This window comes from Streptomyces bathyalis (assembly GCF_015910445.1).
Taxonomy (GTDB): domain Bacteria; phylum Actinomycetota; class Actinomycetes; order Streptomycetales; family Streptomycetaceae; genus Streptomyces; species Streptomyces bathyalis.
This window is the reverse complement of sequence record NZ_CP048882.1, coordinates 5,823,399-5,846,505: the sequence shown is the minus strand read 5'-3', so window position 1 is coordinate 5,846,505 and position 23,107 is coordinate 5,823,399. Positions and strand designations below refer to the sequence as shown.

Genomic DNA, 23,107 nt, shown 5'->3' with positions numbered 1-23,107 from the left:
TGTCGAAGTACAGCTGAGAAGAAGCCCTGACCTTCATGGAAGCAGAACGATCAGTGGGTCGGTGCACATCGGTGCACAGCATGGGCATCCGACTTCCCGTACCGGACGTCATCCCGCTGTGCGCCGGTCCACGAACGTGCGCAACTTGCCGCTGCCCGCGGTCCGTTCGAACGCGGCGCCGTCGGTGATCTCGACGGAGCACGTGAGGAGGTCCTCCTCCTCGACCGCGGAGCGCAGGGCCGGAACCTCCGCCAGGAAGGCGGCCCGGGCGGAATCGGCCGACGGGGCGTAGCGCTCGTCGAGCCGGACGGTGAGCCGCTCCCGCGCGGCCTCCGAGGTGAGGACGATCTGGAGTTCTCCGCGGTAGCCGAGGTGCCTCTCGGCGGCGTCGACGAAGCGCCGGTAGTGGTAGGAGTTCGTGCCGATGCGTGCCACGTCGCCGTGACGGCCGAGGAGTTCGATCCGCGGGGCGCGGCTGCCGCAGGGGCACACACCGCTCAGCGCCCGTCCGATGTCGCCGATCTGATAGCGCTCGAGCCGCTGTCCGGACCGGGCCCGGCTGGAGAAGACCAGTCGCCCCGGTTCACCGGCTCGTACCGGCCGGTCCTCCTCGAGGTCGAGGATCTCCAGGGTGTGCAGGTCGGTCAGCACGTGATGGACGGAGCCTTCGGCGTGCTCGCACTGGTACGCCAGCGGCCCGAGGTCGGTGCTCCCGTACGCCGCCGACCGGATCACCTCGACACCGAAGTCCTCGGTGAGGACGCGGCGTTGCTCGGCGGTGAAGTGCTCGCCCCCGTAGTACACCTTCCGGACTCCGCCGTAGGCGAGCAGTGTCTCCCCCTGGGCGTGGAAGAGCTGCCAGAGGTAGGAGGGCATGCCGAAGAGGGTGTCGGCCCGGTAGCTCACCAGGGCTTCCGCGACCGCGGCGAGGTCGGTGCCCGCCGACAGCGGGATCTGCGTGGCGTTCAGCCGCTCCAGTATGGAGAAGAAGCTGATGAAGCTGCCGTACAGGCCGCCGCTGTAGAAGAGGTTGGCGGCACGGTCGCGGGCCGGATCGAACCCGGAGTCGAGGAGGCCGTTCGCAGCGGCGCGCATCTGGGTGTCGTAGTCGGTGTTGGTGAAGACCGAGAGGGCGGGCGCGCCTGTGCTGCCACCGCTGCGGAAGTACAGGTGGGCGTGTTCGGGGGCCAGGCACCGCAACTGCTCCTGGACGCCTGCCTTGTCGAGCAGCGGGCCGGTGGGCGGGGCCGGCTGTACGGCCGGAGCCACGAGGTCGTCCAGGCATGAGGTGGCGGTGAAACGCTCGTCGGCCTGTACGGCGACCCGTCTGCTGTATCGCTGCAACGCGTAGACGCCGTCGTGGGGTTCGCCGTCGTAGGCGTCGAGCATGGCGCCCACCGGGGTCACTCGTGTGACACCTGCGGTGACGACGGAGCGGGCGAGCTCCGCCACGTCTACGCGGTTGCCGGCGACCGCGGCGGTCTGGAGGTAGCGCCGCATGGGCCGCAGGGTGGCGGCGATGTCGTGGCGTGGCAGCGGCTTGACCCAGACGCTGCGGTGGAGCGGTGAGGCGGTCATCGCGGGACGGGTGTCGGCGAGGACGCGCCAGGAGCCGTCAGCGGCGGCGACGACCCGGGTCAGGCCCAGGTGCTGTTCGAGCCGGGCGACGAGTTCGGTGCTGGTGACCTCGGCGTGCTCGGCGACGTCGAGTCGGACGGATGGCAACTTGTCGGAGACTTCGGCCAGTCGGGCCGCGAAGCCGTCCGCGAAGGCGAAGACCTCCTCCGGATCGTCGGTGTCGAGATAGACGACCTGGGGACTGGAACAGGCCTGCTGGTCGAGGCGGCAGACGTCCGTGGCGAGCGCGGACTGGACCGAGGAGTCGCTCCAGGCGTCCCGGGTCAGGTACGCGAAGGAGATCTTGTGGCCCCACTCGATCAGTCGGCAGCCGGGCGGCGTGAGCGCGGCGATGCCGGCCACGGCGTCCTCGCCGCCCCAGACGGCGACCGCGTCGGCAGCGGCGCACAGGGGCTCCAGCCATGCCCTGCGGCCGGAGGGGAAGCTCAGGGCGATGACCCGGCGGGCGAGGATTCCGGTCTCGTCGGCGGCAGCGAGTTCGGCAAGCAGAAGCGGAGCGAGCGGTGTGTCGGAGCTGCTCGTCTTCAGCACGTTGAGGTTGCCGGTCAGCAGTCCCTCGACGACGCTCAGCGGAGCCACGCCCGCCGCGTTGCCCGGTGCGATGTGCACGACGAGGCCGAGCGGCGCCCACGCCTCGTAGACGGTCTCCCGGGCGTCGGGCCGGGTGAACCGCTCCGGGTGGAGTCCGCCGAGTTCGCGGTGGAGCTTGCGCTCCAGCGCCGGGCGGCCGAGCGCCTGGGCCAACTCGGCGAGCAGGGAAGCCGCCTGCTCCGGTTCCGTGCCGCTCTCGGCGAGACAGTCCGTCAGCCGGGCGTGAACCGGGTCACCGGGGGTGAGCAGTGCCTCGGAGAGCCGGTCGCACGCGCTCAGCACGACGTCGGTGGGCAGCTGCTCCGCCATCGTGCGCTCGGTGAGGGCGGGCAGGTCGGCGAGGAGCTCGGTGACCTTCGCGTCGTCGATGAACGTGCCCTGCCACAGGTGGAGTCCGCTGGTCGCTCCGGTGTTCGGCGCGCTGGTCATGACATTCCCTTCAGAAGTTCGGCGGCGGCCACCGCACAGCTGCGATTGCGGCTCACTCCGGCCCTGCCGTGGACGGTGAACCAGGGGGTCGGCTGGGCGCAGCCGCATTCCTCGCCGGGGTGCAGCGAGGCGAGGTCGCCCATGAGCACGCTCTGCGCCGGGACCGAGGTGATGTACGGGGAGACGAGGTGGAGGTAGCCGCGCTCACCGTGGGGAAGCGGCTCGAGGGTGGCGGTGTCGCGTACGGCGGCACGGGACCACACCGGAACGTGCAGCCGGTGCCGTTCGCACTCCACGTAGGGCACGCAGTGCTCCACGGACCCGAAGGTGTCGCGGATCCTCTCGCAGGGAATGCCCAGATACTCGGTGACCTCCGCGTAGAAGGCGTCCTTGCCGATCTGCCGGTCGGCGTGGCCCTTCCAGCCGCCGCCGAGCACGACGAGCGAGCCGGGCGGCAGCTGCACCGGAGGGATGCCCAGCGACCGCATCCGCTCCAGGGTGAAGTGGAGGAAGGCCGGGAAACCGAGGATCCGTACCGGCAGCCCCTCGTCCGCGTACCGCTGGAGCGCCTCGATGCAGCCGCGCACGTCGAACTCGTGTCCCGTGCCGGTGTGGCGCAGGGCGTGAGTGGTGTCCCGGGCGGGTGCGAAGTCGCACAGGTAGTTGTCGGTGAACGAGGTGCCGAGCTTCAGCTGCGGTGCGGGCTCGTAGCTGTAGAGCAGGTAGTTGACGGGCTGGTCCGGGGTGATCCATCCGTAGTGGTCGAAGACGCGGGCCACCATGCGCTGGGCGGAGCGGATGGTCCACTCGTCGAAGAACATCTGCGACTTCTGACCGGTGGTGCCGGATGAAGTGAGGTGGAGAAAGACCTCGTCGCGGGGGACGGAGAGCACTTCGTGGCGCTTGAAGAAGTTGGCGTGCACCAGCGGGGCGCGGACGTCCGTGCCCACGTCGGGGGACGGCGTCCCGGGCTCGTCGATCAGCAACGACCGGAAGAACGCGGAGCGTTCGGCATGCCATGCGTTGCTCTCTGCCATCGCGGCGGCGAAGAGGGCATCGGTCTCCGGGCCCTGCTCGTAGGGTGCCGCGAGGTCGCACAGTTGCTGGACGTGCCGCAGCGACGCCGGATCGGGGACCTCGACGGGACGCAGATGGCGGTTCATGAGACAACCTCGTGAAGTGGAAGGTAGGTCGCGGTCCAGGCCCGCAGGTACGCGCTCAGGTACGGCTGCACCAGCGAACTGACGGCGGTGGCACGGAAGTCGATCTGCCGGTTGGTCCGGGAGAGCACGACGTAGTCGTGGAAGCGGTCGCCGAGGCGGCGCATGGCCGGATAGAGCGCGCTGGGAACGAATCCCGCGGCCAGGAAGGCGCTGAGTCCCGCGGTGTCGGAGAGCGGGAGCAGCGTCTCGACGTAGTCCACGCCGGTACGGGTGACCGCGGTCATCAGTGGTTCCAGGGCGTGCGCCATGGCGGCGGCGCAGGGGTGCACCGCGATGAGCGAGCAGCTTCCGGTGACCGGGTCCAGGTCCGCGTACGCCTCGAACTCACCGTTCTCCGGGGTGAGGATCGCGTTCGGGGAGTGCAGCGGGAAGAAGCGTCCCGCCGGGTCGGGGAACTGTTCCAGGAAGCGCCGGTTGACGAAGGAGCGGGCGGTGACGATCTCCATGGCTGTGGTGGAGGGGGCTGCCGGTCCGGTGGGCGGGCCCGCGTCCGGTGCCTCGGCAGGACGGACGTTCGCGTAGCCGATGCCCGAGGCCTCCTCCGCGGCGGTGAGGAGCGGAGCCAGCGGGGCGGGCACGTACGGCACCTGCTCGCGGCGGTCCAGTACGTCGTCGGCGTAGCGGGCGAAGAGTGCGAGGCTTTCGCAGCCCGCCACTTCGACGGCGTTGGGCATCAGCCCCAGCGGGCGGAAACCGTTGCGCACGACGATGTGCTGGGGGCCTTCGGTGACCACCCGGACCGTCGTGTAGATCGAGTCGAGGGAACCGGTGGCCAGGGCGCCGGTGCAGACGGCGCCGGTCAGTCGTCCGGCCAGTCCGCCCTCGCGGTGGACGGGGTGGACGACGAGTCCGACGAGTTTGCCGATCCGGCTCCCGGGGTCGGTCTGCACGACCACCGAGCCGGCCAGTTCCCCGGTGCCGGGCTTGCGCGCGACCAGCCAGTGGGTGTGCGCGTCGGCGATGAGCCGTCGCATCTCGGCGGGGTCGCTGCCGAGCGGCACCGGGTATCCGTGGCCGTAGACCTCGAAGTACAACTGCCGCAGTTCCGCGACGTCCTGGAGGACGGCGGGGGTGATCGTGACGGTCATCGTGCTCCTCCTTCAGCGGTGGCCGCGGCAGCGGCGGTGGCGGTTGCAGCCGTCGCGTCCGGCAGAACGTGCCCGGGGTCATGGGCGGACGCCGGCTCGCCGGCGCCCGGATCACCCGGGCGCTGCCCGGCGGCCGCCGCCGTCGCCCCGGAGCCGGGCGGGACCGTCAGTTCGCCGGCGGCCTTCCCCCCGGCGCCCGTCCACCACAGGACGAGCGCCACCGGCACCAGTCCCGTTGCCTGGACCAGACAGAGGGTCTGCGGCGAGATCTGGTCGCCCAGGACGCCGAAGAGCAGGGAAGCGAGCGGGAAGGTGGCCCCGAGCAGCGACTGCATGACGGCGAAGAACCCCGGCTTGTCGGCGGGCGGTACGAGCCGCTGGAAGAGAGCCACGAACCGTACGCCGACGGCGCCGACGCACCATCCCGCGACGGCCATGGCCACCGCGTAGGCGGTCCGGTCCGCGAGCATGCCCGGAAGTGCGAACGAGGCCGCCATGAGTCCGAGGCAGACGGCGCCGACCGTGGTCGGGCGCCCCGGCAGCCGGGCGCCGGTGAACGACCCGGCGAGGGTGCCGATACCGAGCGACGCCTCCAGCAGCGCCACGGTCGAACCGTCGGCACGCAGCACGGAGGCGGTGTAGAGCGGCATGACGACGAAGACGGCCGTGGTGAAGACGTTCGCCGCGGCGAAGCTGAGCAGCACCCGCCGGATGAACGGCAGTCCGGCGAGGATCTGCCGCAGCGTACGACGCGGAGCGGCAGACGGTTCGCCGCCCGGTGGCGGCTCCTCGGCGGACCGTGCCGCCGTTCCTCCGCTTCGCGTTCCCTCGACTCCCGTCCCGTCAACTCCCGTCCCGGCGGGCGTGGTTCCGGCGGGCGCGGTTCTAGGGAAGCGTGTGACGCCGATCAGCCCTGCGGCCAGCAGGTACGCACCGGCGCATCCGGCGACGATGCCCGGCAGCCCCCAGGCGTCGGCCACGAGCGGGCCGAGGAGACCGCCGGCCAGCCCCGCGAGGGATTGCGTGGACAACTCGAAGCCGGTCGCCGCCTCGATGTCGGCGTCGTCGACGAGTTCGGGAACGGACGTGGTCAGACAGGGGTCGAACAGGGCCTGGCAGCCAGCCAGGAGCAGGGCCGCGCCGTAGGCGACGCCCGTCGGCAACGGAGTCGTGAACGCCCACGCCGCAGTGCACGCGGCGACCAGTCCGGCCGCGGCGGCCGACGCGGCCATGACCGACCGGTACGGGTTGCGGGCGATGACGGCGGCGACCACCGGGGCCAGGGCGACCGCGGGAAGCGTGCTCACGGCGAGGAACGCGCCGGAGGCGAGGCCCGGTTCGGACTCGGCGGCGTACTGCACGAGCCACCAGACGATGCCGACCTGGAACATCCGCGCCGAGCCCTGGGTGAGGACCTGGGCGATCCACACGGCGCCGAAGGCGGGGTTGCGCAGGACGACGGGCAGTCGTCCGCCATGCCCCTTCGCCGCACTCATGCGTGCGGGCGTTCGTCGATGGCGCGAATCAGCTTCCCGGAGCGGGGGTTGACGGCGAGGTCGGCATGACGCACCCACTCCACGGCCATCGGGTGGACGTGACGGGCGGCGACCGCCGCCGCGTACATCGGGCGGGCCGCCAGGAACGCCTTGTCCACGGCCGCGGTGAGTTCGGGCAGGTCCTCGTCCCGGAGGTCGGAGCCGAGACGCAGCATCAGCCCGTCGCGGTCCTCCCAGCGGCGCACCACCAGTTGCAGACCGGTGATGCGGCCCGCGGGGTCGACCGACCGCACCAGGTCGTGCATGTCCTGGGTGTGCAGCGCAACCGGGCCCACGCGGAGCCCCTCTTCGGCGCGCCCGAGGATGCGGAAGTGTCCGGCCGCGGTGTCGGTCCACTCGGCGCGGTCACCGACGGGGTAGCGCAGGACCGGCATCAGGCGCCGGCGCAGATCGGTGACGACGACGCGGCCCGGGACGCCGGGGCGGGTGACGGGTTCCCCGGTGTGCTCGTCGAGGATCTCCACCACGGTGTGCGGGGTGAAGGCGCGGTGCAGCCGCGGGTCGCCGCCCGGCACAGCGGCGCCCACGAGTCCGGCGTCCACCGCGGCGTAACCGACGGAGGCCACACGGGCGTTGGGGAAAGCCGTTGCCAGCAGGCGCTGCTGGTCGCTGAAGATGCTCTCGCCACCGAAGAACAGGGTGGTCACGTGGGGCAGTCGGCGACCGTCTGCCTGTAAGTACTCGGCGAGGGAGCAGAGAGTCGTCGGGGTTGCTGCGAGCACCTCGACGTCGAACTGCTCGAGTGTGTCGACGGTCGAGGCCACGGGCGCGGCGCCACCGATCGGAAGGCGGACGTTGGCGACCGGGGCCCGGTGCAGTGCGTCCAGGATGAAGATGAAACTGGCGTAGAGGTCGCCCGTGTAGAAGAGGTCGGCGACCCGCTGACCGGGCCGCAGCCCGGCCTCGACCAGCCCGGCGCCGAAAGCCGTGGTGAATTCGTGCCATTCCTCTCGGGTGTAGAAGGAGAACTTCGGCGCCCCCGTGGTCCCTCCGCTCTTGAAAACCACTGCCTCGTCCAACGGGCCGGTCAGCAGTGTGTTTCCGCGAGGGGTGTTGGCCTGCCAGAACTCGGTCTGGGGTATGACCGGCAGTTCACTCAGCTCCGTCACACGGTCGGGCAGACCGGAATAAAGAGCTGCGTAGAAGGGCGAATTGCGGCGGACGAAGCGTACGAGTTCCGCGAGTGATTGAACGGGCATGGTTTCGTTTCCTGCTTCACGGCATGCGTAGGAGAACGGCGCCCCGGAAGAGCGGACACCGTCGAGGTGTGGGGTGGTTCAGCTGCAGTTCGTGCAGTACAGCGTTCTACGGCCCGTCCCGGAAATCTCACGGGGAACCGGAATTCTTCTGGAAGACCCTGTGCAGAAGCCTCGCTTCTGCCTCGGTCAACTCTGGCTTGCTACTTACTGCCTGAGGCTTGCGCCGACGATCGACAGTAACACTCCCCCGACACCCCGATTACACCCAGCTCTGCACTGCGACGGTGAGTTACATCTCATGTCAGGCGAATTGTCATGACAGTGATGGGTATTGCCCGGCGGTGCTTCATCGGCGCTGCCGAAGCGGTCCCCGCCCGGGGACGCGACGGTGCCCGCGCACCCTCGGCGCCTTCGAATTCAGGGCATACCCCCGTGGCGTGGCGCACGCGATGCCGGAAACGAACGGTGGCCCGCGGAGACGCCGCCTTGAGGCGTCCTCCGCGGGCCACCGAGGTGACGCGCCGTCGGAGACCGGATCAACCGGCCCCGCTCTGCTTCTAGATGTCGAAGTACAGCTCGAACTCGTGCGGGTGCGGCCGCAGTTGCATCGGAGCGATCTCGTTCTCGCGCTTGTACTCGATCCACGTGTCGATCAGGTCGGCCGTGAAGACACCGCCCGCCTGCAGGTACTCGTTGTCCGCCTCGAGGGCTTCCAGGACCGCGGGGAGGGAGGTGGGGACCTGCGGGACGCCCGCGTGCTCCTCGGGGGCGAGCTCGTAGAGGTCCTTGTCGATCGGCTCGGCCGGCTCGATCTTGTTCTTCACGCCGTCGAGGCCCGCCATCAGCAGCGCCGCGAAGGCCAGGTACGGGTTCGAGGACGGGTCCGGCGCGCGGAACTCGACGCGCTTGGCCTTCGGGTTGGAGCCCGTGATCGGGATGCGCATCGCGGCGGAGCGGTTGCGCTGCGAGTAGACCAGGTTGACCGGCGCCTCGAAGCCCGGGACCAGACGGTGGTAGGAGTTCACCGTCGGGTTGGTGAACGCCAGCAGCGACGGGGCGTGCTTGAGGATGCCGCCGATGTAGTAGCGGGCGGTGTCGGACAGGCCCGCGTAGCCCTGCTCGTCGTAGAAGAGCGGCGAACCGTCGTTCCACAGCGACTGGTGCACGTGCATGCCGGAACCGTTGTCACCGAAGATCGGCTTGGGCATGAACGTGGCGGTCTTGCCGTTGCGCCAGGCGGTGTTCTTCACGATGTACTTGAAGAGCATCAGGTCGTCGGCGGCGGCGAGCAGCGTGTTGAACCTGTAGTTGATCTCGGCCTGTCCGGCCGTGCCCACCTCGTGGTGCTGGCGCTCGACCTTGAGGCCGGCGCTGTTCAGCTCCGAGGTGATCTCGGCACGCAGGTCGGCGAAGTGGTCGACGGGCGGGGCCGGGAAGTAGCCGCCCTTGTAGCGGACCTTGTAGCCGCGGTTGCCGCCGTCCTCGATGGTGCCGGTGTTCCAGGCGCCCGCTTCGGAGTCGATGTGGTAGTAACCGGCGTTGGCCTTGGTCTCGAAGCGCACCTCGTCGAAGACGTAGAACTCCGCCTCGGGGCCGAAGAACGCGGTGTCGGCGATGCCGGAGGATGCCAGGTAGGCCTCGGCCTTCTTCGCCACGTTCCGCGGGTCACGGCTGTACTGCTCGCCGGTGATCGGGTCGTGGATGAAGAAGTTGATGTTGATGTGCTTCTGCTCGCGGAAGGGGTCCACCCGGGCCGTGCTCAGGTCGGGGACGAGCGCCATGTCCGACTCGTGGATGGCCTGGAAGCCGCGGATCGAGGAACCGTCGAACATCAGGTTCTCGTCCGGGTCGAAGGATTCGGCCGGGACCGTGAAGTGCTGCATGATGCCCGGCAGGTCGCAGAACCGGACGTCGATGAACTTCACGTCGTTGTCCGCGATGTATTTCTTGGCCTCGGCGGCGTTCTGGAACATCCATCCTCCTAGTCCCGCCGCGGAGGGACGGGAATTGCTGGTACGCAGGCCAGTGCGGTGGCGCGCGCTGTGGCGACCATAGGCAGGCGCGATTTCTCAAGCGTGACCCACCTGTTTCGCTGATGTTAACCAGTGTCCCGCCGATACCCGATGACCTGCGGACAAGGTCATTCTCACCCGCGATACGGTTGCCGTGTGAACAACAGGGATGCGATCGGGTCATGGCTGTCGGGCCCCCGTGCCGCGGCCGAGGGCATGGGCGCGGACTTCGGGCACCGCGGTGAGCGGTTGGGCCTGCCCGCCGAGGGGTCACGTTCGATCGCGCCGGTCGGACGCCGGCTGGGCGCCCTGTTCATCGACTGGGCGATCTCCGCGCTGATCGCGTACGGACTGTTCGCGGGCGGTGACCTGCGCAGTGCGAACAACTGGGCTCTGGGCGTCTTCCTCGTACTGAGCCTGCTGACGGTCGGCACGATCGGCAGCACCCCCGGCAAGCGGCTTCTCGGGCTGCGCGTGGTGGCCGTGGAGGGGCTGGGACGGCTGGCGCTGTGGCGCGTGGCGGTCCGTACGGTCCTGCTGGGGCTGGCCATTCCGGCGCTCGTCTGGGACCGCGACGGGCGCGGACTGCACGACAGGCTCTCCGGCGCGGTTCAGGTACGGATCTGACCCGGCGGCCGGTACGCGGCCACGCCCGGCGGCGACGCCCGGGAACCTGCTACGTCACCCGGAGCCCGTTCCGTCGCTCCGCGGGCACGCGGACGGCACGGTCCGGCACGCGGACTGCAGGGTCCGGTACGCGGACATCAATCGGCACGCAGACATCAAGAGGTCCGGCCCGGGAGCTCGAAATCCCGGGCCGGACCTGTGCGTATGCGATGCACGGCCGTGCAGGCGACCGTGCGGCGCGGCCGCTCAGCGACCGCTCTGACCCCGCGGCATCCGCATGCCCTTCGGCATCGGGCCCTTCGGGATGGGCATGTTGCTCATCAGGTCGCCCATCGCGCGCAGCCGGTCGTTGACCTGCGTGGTCTGGGGACCGGTGAGGACTCTCGGCAGCTTCAGCAGCTTGGTGCGCAGCTTCTTCAGCTCCACCTGGTCCTCGTCGTCGCCGACGATGAAGTCGTGCACGGGAACGTCCGAGACGACCCGGGCCATGCGCTTCTTCTCGGACGCCAGCAGCGAACGCAGCCGGTTCGGATTGCCCTCGGCGACGAGGACGATGCCCGCACGGCCCACGGCACGGTGGACGACGTCCTGGCTGCGGTTCATCGCCACGGCCGGAGTGATCGTCCAGCCCTTGCCGATGTTCTCCAGTACGGCCGCCGCGGCGCCGGGCTGTCCTTCCATCTGGCCGAAGGCCGCCCGCTCGGCCCGGCGGCCGAAGATGATCGCCATCGCGAGCAGGGCCAGCATCACGCCCAGGATGCCCGCGTAGATCGGGTGCCCGATCAGGTAGCCGATGGCGAGGAGTACACCGAAGGTGACAAGCCCCACGCCGGCCAGGATCAGGCCGATCTTCCGGTCGGCACGCCGGGTCATCTTGTACGTCAGAGCGATCTGCTTGAGCCGCCCCGGGTTGCTCTCGGAGTCTTCCTTCCTCGCCATGCGGGGAAGTTTACGTGGCGGCCGGCCTCCGGTCGGCCGCGGCCTCCAGTACCCGCTGGGCCTCCGTACGCGCGACGGCCCGGCGTCGGTCCTCCAGCACCGCTGTCCAGGCGTTTCGGCGTGCTGTCTCGTGTCCCCTGCGCATCAGCAGGTTCTCGAAGCTCTCCAGCGCGCGCAGTGTGGTCCGCAAGGCGGTTCCCCTCCGTGATCTCACATAGCTGCCATGAACGGTATGTACAGCCATCGTCACCGTTAGGTGTTACCAGCGGATGACCAGCGGGTCAAAGGCTGCGAACGCCGATGCGGCCAACGTCACGCCGCCGTCCACGCGGGGAGTGGCCCCCGTCACGCCGCCCGGGCGTCGCGTGCCTCCACCGCCTGCTTGTACAGACGTCCCGCGCGGTACGAAGAGCGCACCAGCGGGCCGGACATGACGCCCGCGAAGCCGATCTCCTCGGCCTCCTCCTGGAGTTCGACGAACTCCTGGGGCTTCACCCAGCGCTCGACGGGGTGATGGCGTGCGGATGGCCTCAAGTACTGGGTGATCGTGATGAGTTCGCAGCCGGCCCCGTGCAGGTCGCGCAGTGCCTCGCTGACCTCCTCGCGCGTCTCGCCCATGCCGAGGATGAGGTTGGACTTGGTGACCAGTCCGTCCTCGCGGGCGCGGGTGATCACCTCGAGGGAGCGCTCGTAGCGGAAGGCGGGGCGGATGCGCTTGAAGATGCGGGGCACCGTCTCGACGTTGTGGGCGAGGACCTCGGGACGCGAGGAGAAGACCTCCGCGAGCTGCTCCGGTACGGCGTTGAAGTCGGGGATGAGCAGCTCGACCCCGGTGTCGGGCATCAACTCGTGGATCTGGCGCACCGTTTCGGCGTAGAGCCAGGCACCGCCGTCGTCGAGGTCGTCGCGGGCGACGCCGGTGATCGTCGCGTAGCGCAGCTCCATCTGCTGGACGGACTCCGCGACGCGGCGCGGCTCGTCCCGGTCGAGCTCGGCCGGCCTGCCCGTGTCGATCTGGCAGAAGTCGCAGCGGCGGGTGCACTGTTCGCCGCCGATGAGGAAGGTGGCCTCCCGGTCCTCCCAGCATTCGAAGATGTTGGGGCAGCCGGCCTCCTGGCACACCGTGTGCAGACCCTCGCGCTTCACCAGGTCCTGCAGAGCGTTGTACTCGGGCCCCATCTTCGCCCGGGTCTTGATCCACTCGGGCTTGCGCTCGATGGGGGTCTGGCTGTTGCGGACTTCAAGGCGGAGCATTTTGCGACCGTCGGGTGCGACAGCGGACACGTCCGGCTCCCTACGTACTTTCGATTCCTCGGCGAACTTCAGGGTACGCCCATCGCTCCGGTGTCTCCCACCGCCGGTGGCCTCACAGACGCAGGCCGCGGTCACAGCAGCGTCGCAGCAGGCAGAGCCGGTGCGGCAGGCTCACACGGCGCGGGGCAGCGGCTCCGACGACTCCAGGACCTCGCTCAGATGCTTCTCCATGACGGGCAGCACGTCGGTCACCGGAACGTCGTGACCGAGTTCGTTCGAGAGCGACGTCACGCCCGCGTCGCGGATGCCGCAGGGGACGATGCGGTCGAACCAGGTGTTGTCCGGGTCGCAGTTGAGCGCGAAGCCGTGCATGGTCACGCCCTTCGCGACGCGGACGCCGATCGCGCCGATCTTGCGGTCCTCGCCTCGCTGGCCCGCGTTGGAGGGCGCGTACTCGGGGCCGCGCAGCCGCGGGTCGTACTCGTCGTCCTCGGTCTGCGCGTCGAAGTCGAGGGAGAGACCGCCGAGATCCTTCCCCGGGCGGCCCACCGTGTCCCCCAGCACCCACGCACCGCTGCGCCCCTCGATCCGTGTGGTCTCCAGACCGAAGTCGGCGCAGGTGCGGATCATGGCCTCTTCCAGCCGGCGCACGTGCGCGATCACGTCGACCGGTCGGGGCAGCTTCAGGATGGGGTAGCCGACGAGCTGCCCCGGGCCGTGCCAGGTGATCTTCCCGCCGCGGTCGACGTCGACGACGGGGGTGCCGTCGACGGGGCGCTCGCTGGGATCCGTGCGGCGGCCCGCAGTGAAGACCGGGGTGTGCTCCAGGAGCAGGCAGGTGTCGGGGATCTCGTCCGCGAGACGCGCCGCGTGCACTCGGCGCTGCTCCTGCCATGCCTCTTCGTAGTCCACGGCTTCGGCGCCGAACCCCAGACGGACAAAGCGCAGCTCGCTCACGGCTCCTCCAATGTCGTACCGGCCCGTGCCGGATCGGCCGGCTCCGGCCGGGGCGGGCCGTGGAGCCCGGCCCCGCAGAAAACTGTACGGCCGCGGCGGCCCTCTCCGGCAGCCGGGCACCTCCTCACACGTATGGATGAAAAGGACAGCGAAGGGTGCGAGCAGCCCCGGTGGGGCGGCTAAGTTCGCGCCGTTCCGCAGGGTGCCACGGCGCCTGCAGCAAGCCGTAGCTCAGGAGCCCGTAAAGCTGATGACCATCGAACGTTCCGGGGACTCCTCGGCCGAGTCCTCCCCCTCTTCCTCCGCCGCGTCCTCCCCTTCGTCACCGTCTCCTTCGTCGTCGCCCGGGCAGTCCTCGGCGCAGCGCGTCCCCAACCGCCAGCTCGCCGCGCTCATCGCGGAGGCCGGCTTCTCCAACGCCGGACTGGCCCGGCGCGTGGACCAGTTGGGCCTGGAGCACGGGCTCGATCTGCGCTACGACAAGACTTCGGTGACGCGGTGGCTGCGCGGCCAGCAGCCACGCGGCACGACGCCCGCGCTGATCGCGGAGGTCTTCACACGCCGGCTCGGCAGGCGGCTGAGCGCACAGGACCTCGGCCTGGACGCCTGCGCGCCCGTCTACGCGGGGCTGGAGTTCGCCGCGACGCCGTCCGAAGCCGTGGACATCGTCAGCGGGCTGTGGCGCAAGGACTCGGGAAGCCACGCGGAGCTGCGCAAGATCGCCTTCACCCCGGCGGGGCTCGTCGTTCCCAGCCGTGACTGGCTGATCGGGCGTCCCGACGAGCGGGTTGCCCGGGGCGTCGACCCGGACGCCGGGCCGGGAGCGGACGGGGCCGGGGGCCTGCTCGGCCGCCCGCATGCCCCGGGAGTGGCGGCACGGCAGGGCGCGGGCGGTGCTCGGGTGCCCTCGCAGGCGCGTGGGACCGCGGCCGTGCCTGCCGGGGCCCGCACGGCCGCGGGTGCCGCCGCGGCGGGGACGCTGGCGCGGGGAGCGGTCGGCGTCGCCGGTGCGATCCGGGCCGAGCGGCCCGACCGCACGGAGCGCGGCCCGGGCCAGCGCGTCTCCGCGGGCGACGTCAACGCCCTGCGCTCCGTCGGCGAACTCTTCCGCGCCCTCGACCACGCTTACGGCGGCGGCCACGCCCGTCAGGCCCTGGTGCGGTACCTGGAGCACGAGGCGGAGCCGATGCTCCGCGGCGTGTACGGGGAGCAGTTGGGGCGGCGGCTCTTCGGGGCCGCCGCCGACCTGACGCGGCTCGCGGGCTGGACGTCGTACGACATCGCGGCGCACGGGCTGGCGCAGCGGTACTTCGTGCAGGCGCTGCGCCTTGCGCAGGCTGCGGGCGACCGTGCCTACGGCAGCTATGTGCTGGTGACGATGAGCAGGCAGGCGGTGTATCTGGGGCACGGCCGCGAGGCTGTGCAGCTGGCAAGGGTGGCGCAGCAGGGCGTGGGAAGCGCCGCCCCGCCGCTGGTGCAGGCGCTGCTGCACGCGGCGGAGGCCCGAGGGCACGGTGTGCTGGGCGAGGTGCGTGCCTGCACGTCCTCGCTGTCGCGGGCCGAACGGGCCCTTGAGGCGGCGAAGTCGGGCGAGGAGGTGCCGCCGTGGGCGCGCCTCTTCGACGAGGCGCAACTGGCCGACGAGAGCGGGCACTGCCACCGTGACCTTCAGCAGTACCGGGCGGCGGCGCAGCACGCGGAGCGCTCGCTCCAGCTGCGCGGCACGGGCTTCGCACGCAGCCGTCTGTTCTGCCGGGTGGTGCTGGCGACGGCGCGGCTGGGGCTCGGTGAGGTCGAGCAGGCGTGCGTGCTGGCCGCGGAGGCGGCGCAGCAGGCGGCGGAGATGCGGTCGGTGCGCGCACACGAGTACGTACGCGACTTCGAGCGGCGGCTGGAGCCCTACCGGGACGCGGCGCCGGTGCGGGGCTACCGCGAGCGCGTGGCAGCGCTGAACTGAGCGGCTCCGCAAGGCCGTTGCCTCACGGCAGCCGCAGCGCGGATACGGGCAGGGGCGGCTGCCGGACGCGGCCGCCCGTCCGCCGCGCTCAGTCTCCGGTGCGGCCGTCGATGTGCTCCCGGAGGAGGTCGGCGTGGCCGTTGTGCCGGGCGTACTCCTCCGTCATGTAGATCAACAGGCCGCGCAGATCCATGAGATGGCCCTTCGGGCGGCGGAAGGAGTCGTCGAGAGAGCGTTCGGCGGCGGCCGCGCGGGCCGCCGCGACCTCCTGGTGGTAGATCTCGAAGTCGCCGGGGGCGCTCTCGGGGGTGCCGTCCTCGAAGTCCCCCTCCATGTTGTCCTCCGTGAAGAAGACCCATGGCAGACCGGTCTCACCGGCGAGGTGGTTGCGGAACCACCAGCGTTCGCAGCCGGCAAGATGCCGGGCCAGGCCCAGCAGGGACAGCGTGGAGCGGCCGACGGGCCGCAGCGTGAGCTGCTCGCCGGTCAGGCCTCCGCACTTGTACAGGAACGTCGCGCGGGCGTATTCCAGCGCGGACTCCAGCACCGTTCTCTCATCGCCTGCGTACACGCGCTCGGGACGCTGCACTTCGGGAGTGGTCCAGGTCATGCGCTCAATCTATGGCGCACCGCTGACAACGGCTCCCCGCTCGCACAGTCCCGCTGCCCCCTGCACCGGTCGCCTCCGGCCGGTGCAGACCCGGCTCATTCCCGCCCCTTCAGCCCAGCCACCGCAGCCCGGCCGCCGTCGGGCCGAATCCGCACCGGGTGTAGAACCCCGTCAGGTGCTGCTCGTGGTCGACGTGCAGCCACCGCGCTCCGGCCAGGCGCGCCTCGTCGGCCGCTCGCCGTACGAGCCGCACCCCCACTCCCTGCCTCCGCACGCACGGGTGCACGGTCGTGTCGAGCACGAAGGCATGGACGCCGCCGTCGCCGACGACGTTGACGTAGCCGACGAGTTCGTCGTCACGGAAGGCGGCGACCCACAGCAGGCTGCGCTCCATCCGGGCGCCGAAGTCGGTGTGTTCGTGCGCCGGCCAGGACGCGGTGAAGAGCGCGTTGAGTTCGGCGTCGCACAGCGGCGCCCGCACCCGGAGCCGCACCGGCGGTACGGCAGGCCGCACCGTCACCGGCCGATCATCTCGCAGGGGATCTCCATCGTGACCATCGTCGGGCCGCCGGGCGGGCTGCTGACCGCGAGGATCCCGTCGAACTGGCCCAGCCGCCGCTCGATTCCCGCCATTCCGGAACCCTTCCGCGGGTCGGCGCCGCCGCGCCCGTCGTCGGTGACGGCGATGCGCAGCATGCCCTCCCCCGTGTCGACCGCCTCGCTGAAGTGGATGTCCAGCCACACGCGTTCGGCCTGTGCGTGCTTGGCGGCGTTGGTGAGGACCTCGCTGATCGCGAAGTACGCGGCGGACTCGACCGGTTCGGCGAAGCGTCCCTCCAGTTCGACGTCCGCCTCCACGGGGATCTGCATGCGCAGGGCCAGTGCTCGCGCGGCGTCGCCGAGGCCCCGTTCGGCGAGGACCGGCGGGTGGATTCCGCGTACGAGGTCGCGCAGTTCGGTCAGCGCCTCCGCGGAGTTCTCACGTGCCTGCGCGAGGAGCTTCTTCGCCTGTGCCGGGTCCGTCTCGATGAGTGCTTCGATCGCGCCGAGGCTCATGCCCATGGCGACCAGGCGTGCCTGCGCGCCGTCGTGCAAGTCGCGTTCGATGCGGCGCAGTTCGGCGGCGGAGGAGTCGACGGCGTCGTGCCGCGTCTCGTAGAGCCGCTCGACGCGCTGCTCGAGCTGCGCGCCCCGGCTGGGCGAGATCATGCCTTTGACGATGAGGAAGTGCCCCTTGATGAAGTACGGGTTCACACTCGTCGCGAGCACGATCAGCAGGGCGCCGAGGCCCGCGCACAGGGTGGCCGTACCGAAGCCCTCGACCGGGATGAAGGCGTACCAGTAGTCGTGCTGCACGGCCCGCCAGACTCCCGCGAAGATGACGAGGCCCTCGATGCCGTACGCGATGAGTGCGGCGGGGAAGAGCGCGGTGACGAAGCCGAACACGGCGTCCGTGAGCAGCCAGCCCAGGTCGCGCCATGTCGCAGGGTCACGCAGCAGCCGCATGCAGCGCGCGACGACGCCGCCGGCGCCCTCGGCCGGCGGGAGCGGACGGTAGGGCGGCAGGACGGTGATGTCCGCCCAGTCGCGGGCGAGTTGGCGCCTCTGGTTGGCGTGCATGCGCACCAGGTGCATCACCGCCGGCGTCGTGAAGAGGCCGACGCCGAGCACGATGAAGGCGATGGACAGGACGCTCGCGATGAACAGCGCGAGCGAGACGCCCAGCGAGAGCATGCACAGCGCCAGCCCCCGTGCCGCCGCCGTCAGCGAGTCCCGGGCCCGGCCCCGCAGCGCCGGTTCCCGCGGCGTCGCCGGAGGGGCCCCCGGGACGATCCCCTCAGCCGCTGCTCGTTGATTCACCGCTGCCGCCCCTTCCGCCTGGTCCCCACAGCCGCTCCCCCACCGGGGTGCCGCGGCGCTCCGTGCGCCGGGTACTGCTCCAGTCTGCGCCGCGCCCGGCCTCACGGGCAGGGGGACCGGCCCCCGTACGACGGTGTAGCCAACGACACCCCCGCACTGGCACCTCCCCCTCCATGAACAGGGGGCTTCGGCGGCTGGGGAGGCCGGGCGCCGCTTCCTAGCGTCGAGTCGACCGGATCACACCTCCCCTGAGCTCCTCAGGGGGACCAGGACGAGGGGGAGTTCACCCATGCGCGATACACCGGGGCAGGCAGTGCCTCACGGAGATGCGTTCGACGATCCGTACGGGGATCGATACCCCGGCCGGGGCAGGCAGGGCGGCCGGAGACCTCGCGGTCCCGGCCTCGCCGCCCGGCTCGGCGGCTGGAGCACACGGCACCGCAGGACGGCGGTCTTCGGCTGGCTCCTCTTCGTCGTGCTCGCGGCCTGCCTCGGCGGCGTCACCGGCGTGGCCGAGGTCAGCGAGTCGGAGGGCATGTCGGGCGACTCCGCCCGCGCCGAGCGCATCCTCGAGGACGCCGGGATCGAGGCGCCGGCCGGCGAGATGATCATGGTGAGCGCTTCGAGCCCGGACGGCTGGCGGCAGGTCGCCCGCGAGGTCACCGGGGCCGTGGAAGCCACGGGCGAGGCCCGGCACCTGCGCGGCCCGGTCCCGTCGGAGGACGGCAGGGCGGGTCTGCTGCAGTTCCGCATGCACGGCGACGCGGAGACCTCCGGCGACCGGGTGCAGCCGGTCATCGACGCCGTGGAGAAGGTGCGCGCGGCCCACAAGGGTGAGGGCGTCACCGTCCACCAGTACGGGGAGGCAAGCGCCGACAAGTGGCTGGGCGAGATGCTCAGCGACGACTTCGCCAAGGCCGAGTGGACGGCGGTGCCGCTGGCTCTGGGCATCCTGCTGGTGGCCTTCGGGGCGCTGGTCGCCGCGCTGCTGCCGGTGGCGCTGGCCGTCACGGCGTTCGTCGCGGCGAACGGGCTGCTCGCCGTCGTGAGCCACCAGCTGCACATCTTCGACACCACCAGTTCGGTGATGCTGCTGATGGGCCTCGCGGTCGGCATCGACTACTGCCTGTTCTATCTGCGCCGGGAACGCGACGAGCGTGCCGCCGGGCGGGACGCGCAGACCGCGCTGCGGGTGGCCGCCGCCACCAGCGGCCGTGCCGTGCTGGTGTCGGGGCTGACCGTCATGGTGGCGATGGCGGGCCTGTTCCTGTCGGGCCTGCTGATGTTCAAGGGCTTCGCCGTGGCCACGATCCTGGTCGTCCTCATCGCGATGCTCGGCTCGGTGACGATCCTGCCCGCGCTGCTCTCATGGCTGGGCGACCGGGTCGAGCGGGGCAGGCTGCCCCGGTGGCGCCGGCGGGGCGAAGCACGCGGCCGGGCCCGCCGGAAGGGCGGGCACGGCGGGAGCGGCCGGATCTCCGCCGGTGTGCTGCGTCCCGTACTGGCGGCACCGGGCGTGTTCGCCGTGCTGGCGACCGTGGCGATGCTCGCGCTGTCCGCGCCGATGCTCGGGATGAAGACGGAACAGCTCACGCTGGACAAGCAGATGCCCTCCGGCTCACCGCTGAGGGTCAGCTCGGAAGCGATCAACGAGACCTTCCCCGGCGGACCCGCACCGGCCCACGTCGTACTGAAGGCGCAGGACGTCGACTCGCCCCGGGTGCGGGCCGCCCTCGCCGACTTCGCCCAACGGGCCCGCGCCGACAAGCACTTCGGCAAGGGCGTCGAGACAACGGTGCACCGCGCCGCGGACGTCGCCGAGATCGACGTCCCCCTGGCGGGCAACGGCACCGACGACGCCTCGAAGGCCGCGGTCGAACGGCTGCGCGACACGCTCGTCCCGCAGACGCTGACACCGGTGGCACGCGGCGGCCAGGCCTACGTGAGCGGCGAGCTGGCGAGTTCGATGGACTTCAACGACCAACTGGGCCGGGGCATCGTGCCGGTCCTCGTCTTCATCACGGCCGTCACGTTCCTGCTGATGCTGGTCAGCTTCCGCTCGCTGCCCGTCGCGCTCGCGTCCGTGGTCCTCAATCTGCTGTCCGTCGGGGCCGCGTACGGCGTCATGACGGCCGTCTTCCAGCACGGCTGGGGGGCGGAAATGCTCGGCACGGAGGCGGTCGGGGCGATCGAGTCGTGGATGCCGCTGTTCGTGCTGGTGGTGCTCTTCGGCCTCTCGATGGACTACCACGTCTTCGTGGTCTCCCGCATCCGCGAGGCCCACGAGCGCGGCGCGGCCACCCGGGAAGCGATCCGGGAAGGGGTGCGCGCCACGGCAGGTGCGGTGACCGGCGCCGCGGTGATCATGGTGGCGGTCTTCGCGGTCTTCGGCACGCTGTCGATGCAGGACATGCAGCAGATGGGCATCGGACTCGCGGTGGCGGTGCTGCTCGACGCGACACTCGTACGGATGGTGCTGCTGCCCGCGGTGATGATGCTGCTCGGCGAGCGCAACTGGTACCTGCCGCGCATGCTGCGCGGGCTGCCCGGCCTCTCGCACGGGGACCCCGTGGAGGCCGAGACCGTGCCCGGCACCGCTGGTCCCGCGTACGCACAGCCCGTCGCTGCCGGGTCCTCCGATCCGGCGCCGGCTGCCCGCTCCCGCTGACAGGCTTCTCCCGGCTCGTCGAACACGTCCCGGCCCGCGGCACACGCAACGCGGGCCGGGGCGCCTTGTTCTCCCGACGGCCGCCGACGCCGACGCGGAACCTGGGCGCCGACGCCTCGTTCCCGCAGGTCAGAGTGGGTGCAAGGGCAGACTCGCGTGGGCGTCACCGCACCTGGCCTGATCGGCGAGCTTCTCTCGTGGGCCGCCGCCACAGCCCGTACGCTGCCCCCATGCCGCACATCACTGTCGACTACTCCGATGCCCTCGCCGAGACGTTCGACCGCCGTGGCTTCGGGCTGGCCCTGCATCCGCTGCTCGCCCGCACCGTGGTGGGTTCCGTGGCGGGCTGCAAGACCAGGTTCCGGCAGATCGACGAGTGCGTGATCGCGGACGGCGTGGACGAGGTCGCGATGCTCCACGTAGAGGTGGCGCTGCTGTCCGGCCGCACTCCCGAGGCGAAGGCCGAACTCTCCCGTGCCGTCCTCGGGCTCGCCCGGGACCACGTCAAGCCGACGCCGGGCGTCACCCTCCACACCTCCGTGGACGTCTGCGACCTCTCCCGCGGCAGCTTCGCAAGTCACACGGAAGAGGACCACGTATGAAATACGGACTGCTCGGCACCGGGCCGTGGGCGCTCAACACGCACGGGCCCGCTCTCGCGGCGCACAAGGACGTGGAGCTGACGGGCGTGTGGGGCCGCCGCTCCGAGGCGGCGAGGGAGCTCGCCGGCGAACTCGGCACGCGCGCCTACGACGACGTCGACGCGCTGCTGACCGACTGCGACGCCGTCGCCGTCGCGCTTCCCCCCGACGTGCAGGCGCCGCTGGCGGTGCGGGCCGCCGAGGCCGGCTGCCATCTGCTGCTGGACAAGCCCGTCGCCACGACACCCGAGTCGGCGCGGCAGGTCACCGAAGCGGTGGACGCGGCGGGCGTCGCGTCCGTCGTCTTCTTCACGCTGCGCTTCAGCGAGCCGACCGCCACGTGGATCGGCGAACAGGCCGCCGTGGAGGGATGGCTGACGGGCCGTGCGGACTGGCTCTCCCCCGTCTTCGGCGGCGCCGACTCCCCTTACACGGCCTCGCCGTGGCGCAAGGAGAAGGGCGCCTTGTGGGATGTCGGGCCGCATGCGCTGTCGGTACTGCTTCCGGTGCTCGGCGATGTGACCGACCTCGGTTCCGTACGGGCGGGGCGCGGCGTCGGCGACACCGTCCACATGATCCTCCGGCACGCGGACGGGGCCTCCAGCACCTGCACGCTCAGCCATTCCGTGCCGCCGGCGGCAGCCGGGGTCACGGCGGAGGTCAGGGGTGCCGCGGGTGCGGCGGCCCTGCCCCCGCGGGAGGAGCCGCCGGTGGACGCCTTCGCACGGGCCGTCGACGCGCTGGCCGAGTCAGCACGCACGGGGCAGGCCCACGCCTGCGATGTCCGTTTCGCGCAGCGGGTCACGGAGATCCTCTCGAGCGCGGAGGCCGCTCTCCAGCCGTAGCGGCGGGGAGAGCGACGGCGCGCGCCGGAAAGCACACCGGAACGACGCAGAAGGGCGCGGGGAGCGCGGCAGCGGCAGCGGCAGCGGCAGCGGCACGGGACGACCACGACGGCGCGCGGGCGGGGCGATCCCGCTCGCGCCCTGCCGACTTCGCGGACGTACTCCCGGCGCACATCACAGCCATCCCGGGCAATTCCCGGACGTTTGCCCGCAACTGCCCTTTCCCGGACTCCGCCTGTGCGGTGCTCCCAAGCCGGTAGATTCGGTGAGCGACCCAGCTTCCCGGCCACCGTGGAGACGTTGTGCGAGTCGTCATCGCCGAAGACCTGTTCCTGCTGCGTGACGGCCTCGTGCGCCTGCTCGAGGCGTTCGGTTTCGAGATCGCGGCCGCCGTCGACAACGGGCCGGAGCTGAGCAAGGCGCTCAAGGAGCTGGAACCCGATGTCGCCGTCGTCGACGTACGCCTGCCGCCGTCGTTCAGCGACGAGGGGCTGCAGTGCGCGCTGGAGGCGCGGCGCAGACGCCCCGGGCTGCCGGTCCTGGTCCTCTCCCAGCACGTCGAGCAGCTGTACGCACGCGAACTGCTCGCGGACGGCACGGGAGGCATCGGCTATCTGCTCAAGGACCGGGTCTTCGACGCGGAGCAGTTCGTGGACGCGGTGCGCCGCGTCGCCGCGGGGGGTACGGCGATGGATCCCCAGGTGATCCAGCAGCTGCTCTCCCGGCGTTCGCGGGAGGCGCCCATGGCGAAACTCACAGCCCGGGAGCGGGAAGTGATGGAACTCATGGCGCAGGGTCGTTCCAACACCGCGATCGCCACTCAGCTCGTCGTCACGGAGCGGGCCGTCGCGAAGCACACGTCAAATATTTTCGGGAAGTTGGGGCTTCCGCCCTCCGACGACGACAACCGTCGCGTGCTCGCCGTGCTGGCTTATCTGGACGGGTCCGACCGGGGCTGACCAGCGCAATCTTTGCCGCGCCCTCTCGTCCAATCACTTAACACTCCATTAGCG

The 23,107-nt window shown here is 70.9% G+C and carries 19 protein-coding genes; 6 read left to right on the top strand and 13 right to left on the bottom strand.

All coding sequences use genetic code 11. The features are described 5' to 3' along the window. Window positions 1–108: 108 nt before the first annotated feature. The 6 genes from G4Z16_RS25300 to glnA form a co-directional block, all read right to left on the bottom strand. Entirely contained in the window at window positions 109–2,658 is a 2,550-nt protein-coding gene (locus G4Z16_RS25300; RefSeq protein ID WP_197352950.1) for an acyl-CoA reductase, read from the bottom strand. After that, entirely contained in the window at window positions 2,655–3,821 is a 1,167-nt protein-coding gene (locus tag G4Z16_RS25295) for a LuxE/PaaK family acyltransferase (protein WP_197352949.1), read from the bottom strand. Before G4Z16_RS25295 ends, G4Z16_RS25300 begins: the two co-directional genes overlap by 4 nt. Then, a complete protein-coding gene (locus G4Z16_RS25290) occupies window positions 3,818–4,969 on the bottom strand; it encodes a GNAT family N-acetyltransferase (RefSeq protein WP_197352948.1) in 1,152 nt (383 codons plus the stop codon). The genes G4Z16_RS25295 and G4Z16_RS25290 overlap by 4 nt, the downstream gene beginning before the upstream one ends. Then, a complete protein-coding gene (locus G4Z16_RS25285; protein WP_197352947.1) occupies window positions 4,966–6,465 on the bottom strand; it encodes an MFS transporter in 1,500 nt (499 codons plus the stop codon). Before G4Z16_RS25285 ends, G4Z16_RS25290 begins: the two co-directional genes overlap by 4 nt. Next, on the bottom strand, window positions 6,462–7,724 hold the full coding sequence (locus tag G4Z16_RS25280; protein ID WP_197352946.1) for a phenylacetate--CoA ligase family protein: 1,263 nt from the start codon (window positions 7,722–7,724) through the stop codon (window positions 6,462–6,464). Before G4Z16_RS25280 ends, G4Z16_RS25285 begins: the two co-directional genes overlap by 4 nt. A gap of 557 nt (window positions 7,725–8,281) precedes the next feature. Next, window positions 8,282–9,697 carry a type I glutamate--ammonia ligase gene (gene glnA / locus G4Z16_RS25275; protein ID WP_197352945.1) on the bottom strand — a complete coding sequence of 472 codons (1,416 nt, stop codon included), beginning with the start codon at window positions 9,695–9,697 and terminating at the stop codon, window positions 8,282–8,284. Between the two features lie 195 nt (window positions 9,698–9,892). Between glnA and G4Z16_RS25270 the strand changes: the two genes are divergently transcribed. Beyond that, a complete protein-coding gene (locus tag G4Z16_RS25270) occupies window positions 9,893–10,363 on the top strand; it encodes an RDD family protein (protein WP_197352944.1) in 471 nt (156 codons plus the stop codon). A gap of 246 nt (window positions 10,364–10,609) precedes the next feature. Here the strand turns inward: G4Z16_RS25270 and G4Z16_RS25265 are convergent, their stop codons facing one another. The 4 genes from G4Z16_RS25265 to lipB form a co-directional block, all read right to left on the bottom strand. After that, complete coding sequence (locus tag G4Z16_RS25265; protein WP_197352943.1) at window positions 10,610–11,302, bottom strand: DUF4191 domain-containing protein; 693 nt, start codon at window positions 11,300–11,302, stop codon at window positions 10,610–10,612. A 10-nt stretch (window positions 11,303–11,312) separates the two neighbouring features. Beyond that, window positions 11,313–11,492 (bottom strand): hypothetical protein, encoded by a 180-nt coding sequence (locus G4Z16_RS25260; protein WP_028434864.1) that lies wholly within the window; start codon window positions 11,490–11,492, stop codon window positions 11,313–11,315. A 155-nt stretch (window positions 11,493–11,647) separates the two neighbouring features. After that, complete coding sequence (gene lipA / locus G4Z16_RS25255) at window positions 11,648–12,586, bottom strand: lipoyl synthase (protein WP_197352941.1); 939 nt, start codon at window positions 12,584–12,586, stop codon at window positions 11,648–11,650. Window positions 12,587–12,727: 141 nt separating this feature from the next. After that, on the bottom strand, window positions 12,728–13,513 hold the full coding sequence (gene lipB / locus G4Z16_RS25250) for a lipoyl(octanoyl) transferase LipB (RefSeq protein WP_197352940.1): 786 nt from the start codon (window positions 13,511–13,513) through the stop codon (window positions 12,728–12,730). Window positions 13,514–13,763: 250 nt separating this feature from the next. Here lipB and G4Z16_RS25245 point away from each other — a divergent pair, with 250 nt between their 5' ends. Continuing rightward, complete coding sequence (locus G4Z16_RS25245; RefSeq protein WP_246531059.1) at window positions 13,764–15,470, top strand: NsdA family TPR-like regulatory protein; 1,707 nt, start codon at window positions 13,764–13,766, stop codon at window positions 15,468–15,470. 88 nt (window positions 15,471–15,558) lie between these two features. Here G4Z16_RS25245 and G4Z16_RS25240 read toward each other — a convergent pair whose 3' ends face one another. From G4Z16_RS25240 to G4Z16_RS25230, 3 genes are all read right to left on the bottom strand, one after another. Then, window positions 15,559–16,080 (bottom strand): DinB family protein, encoded by a 522-nt coding sequence (locus G4Z16_RS25240; RefSeq protein ID WP_197352939.1) that lies wholly within the window; start codon window positions 16,078–16,080, stop codon window positions 15,559–15,561. 109 nt (window positions 16,081–16,189) lie between these two features. Next, window positions 16,190–16,600, bottom strand: a complete 411-nt coding sequence (locus G4Z16_RS25235; RefSeq protein ID WP_343070908.1) for a GNAT family N-acetyltransferase — start codon at window positions 16,598–16,600, stop codon at window positions 16,190–16,192. Beyond that, window positions 16,597–17,814 (bottom strand): sensor histidine kinase, encoded by a 1,218-nt coding sequence (locus tag G4Z16_RS25230; RefSeq protein ID WP_197354897.1) that lies wholly within the window; start codon window positions 17,812–17,814, stop codon window positions 16,597–16,599. The genes G4Z16_RS25235 and G4Z16_RS25230 overlap by 4 nt, the downstream gene beginning before the upstream one ends. Before the next feature lie 415 nt (window positions 17,815–18,229). Here G4Z16_RS25230 and G4Z16_RS25225 point away from each other — a divergent pair, with 415 nt between their 5' ends. The 4 genes from G4Z16_RS25225 to G4Z16_RS25210 all read left to right on the top strand — a co-directional run bounded on the left by G4Z16_RS25225 (window position 18,230) and on the right by G4Z16_RS25210 (window position 23,053). Beyond that, complete coding sequence (locus G4Z16_RS25225; protein WP_197352938.1) at window positions 18,230–20,608, top strand: MMPL family transporter; 2,379 nt, start codon at window positions 18,230–18,232, stop codon at window positions 20,606–20,608. Between the two features lie 230 nt (window positions 20,609–20,838). Further along, window positions 20,839–21,210 carry a 5-carboxymethyl-2-hydroxymuconate Delta-isomerase gene (locus G4Z16_RS25220; protein ID WP_197352937.1) on the top strand — a complete coding sequence of 124 codons (372 nt, stop codon included), beginning with the start codon at window positions 20,839–20,841 and terminating at the stop codon, window positions 21,208–21,210. Next, window positions 21,207–22,094 (top strand): Gfo/Idh/MocA family protein, encoded by an 888-nt coding sequence (locus G4Z16_RS25215; protein WP_197352936.1) that lies wholly within the window; start codon window positions 21,207–21,209, stop codon window positions 22,092–22,094. The genes G4Z16_RS25220 and G4Z16_RS25215 overlap by 4 nt, the downstream gene beginning before the upstream one ends. 302 nt (window positions 22,095–22,396) lie before the next feature. Next, the gene (locus G4Z16_RS25210; RefSeq protein WP_197352935.1) at window positions 22,397–23,053 is read left to right on the top strand and encodes a LuxR C-terminal-related transcriptional regulator; all 657 of its coding nucleotides are present in this window, start codon (window positions 22,397–22,399) and stop codon (window positions 23,051–23,053) included. Window positions 23,054–23,107 lie beyond the last annotated feature (54 nt).

Excerpts from the sequence above, each read along its gene's own strand:
- G4Z16_RS25225 (WP_197352938.1), top strand. The coding sequence starts at position 18,230 with ATGCGCGATACACCGGGGCAGGCAGTGCCTCACGGAGATGCGTTCGAC.
- G4Z16_RS25230 (WP_197354897.1), bottom strand. The coding sequence starts at position 17,814 with ATGCTCTCGCTGGGCGTCTCGCTCGCGCTGTTCATCGCGAGCGTCCTG.
- G4Z16_RS25280 (WP_197352946.1), bottom strand. The coding sequence starts at position 7,724 with ATGCCCGTTCAATCACTCGCGGAACTCGTACGCTTCGTCCGCCGCAAT.
- G4Z16_RS25295 (WP_197352949.1), bottom strand. The coding sequence starts at position 3,821 with ATGAACCGCCATCTGCGTCCCGTCGAGGTCCCCGATCCGGCGTCGCTG.
- G4Z16_RS25240 (WP_197352939.1), bottom strand. The coding sequence starts at position 16,080 with ATGACCTGGACCACTCCCGAAGTGCAGCGTCCCGAGCGCGTGTACGCA.
- G4Z16_RS25265 (WP_197352943.1), bottom strand. The coding sequence starts at position 11,302 with ATGGCGAGGAAGGAAGACTCCGAGAGCAACCCGGGGCGGCTCAAGCAG.
- G4Z16_RS25290 (WP_197352948.1), bottom strand. The coding sequence starts at position 4,969 with ATGACCGTCACGATCACCCCCGCCGTCCTCCAGGACGTCGCGGAACTG.
- glnA (WP_197352945.1), bottom strand. The coding sequence starts at position 9,697 with ATGTTCCAGAACGCCGCCGAGGCCAAGAAATACATCGCGGACAACGAC.
- G4Z16_RS25220 (WP_197352937.1), top strand. The coding sequence starts at position 20,839 with ATGCCGCACATCACTGTCGACTACTCCGATGCCCTCGCCGAGACGTTC.
- G4Z16_RS25300 (WP_197352950.1), bottom strand. The coding sequence starts at position 2,658 with ATGACCAGCGCGCCGAACACCGGAGCGACCAGCGGACTCCACCTGTGG.
- G4Z16_RS25285 (WP_197352947.1), bottom strand. The coding sequence starts at position 6,465 with ATGAGTGCGGCGAAGGGGCATGGCGGACGACTGCCCGTCGTCCTGCGC.
- G4Z16_RS25245 (WP_246531059.1), top strand. The coding sequence starts at position 13,764 with ATGACCATCGAACGTTCCGGGGACTCCTCGGCCGAGTCCTCCCCCTCT.
- G4Z16_RS25215 (WP_197352936.1), top strand. The coding sequence starts at position 21,207 with ATGAAATACGGACTGCTCGGCACCGGGCCGTGGGCGCTCAACACGCAC.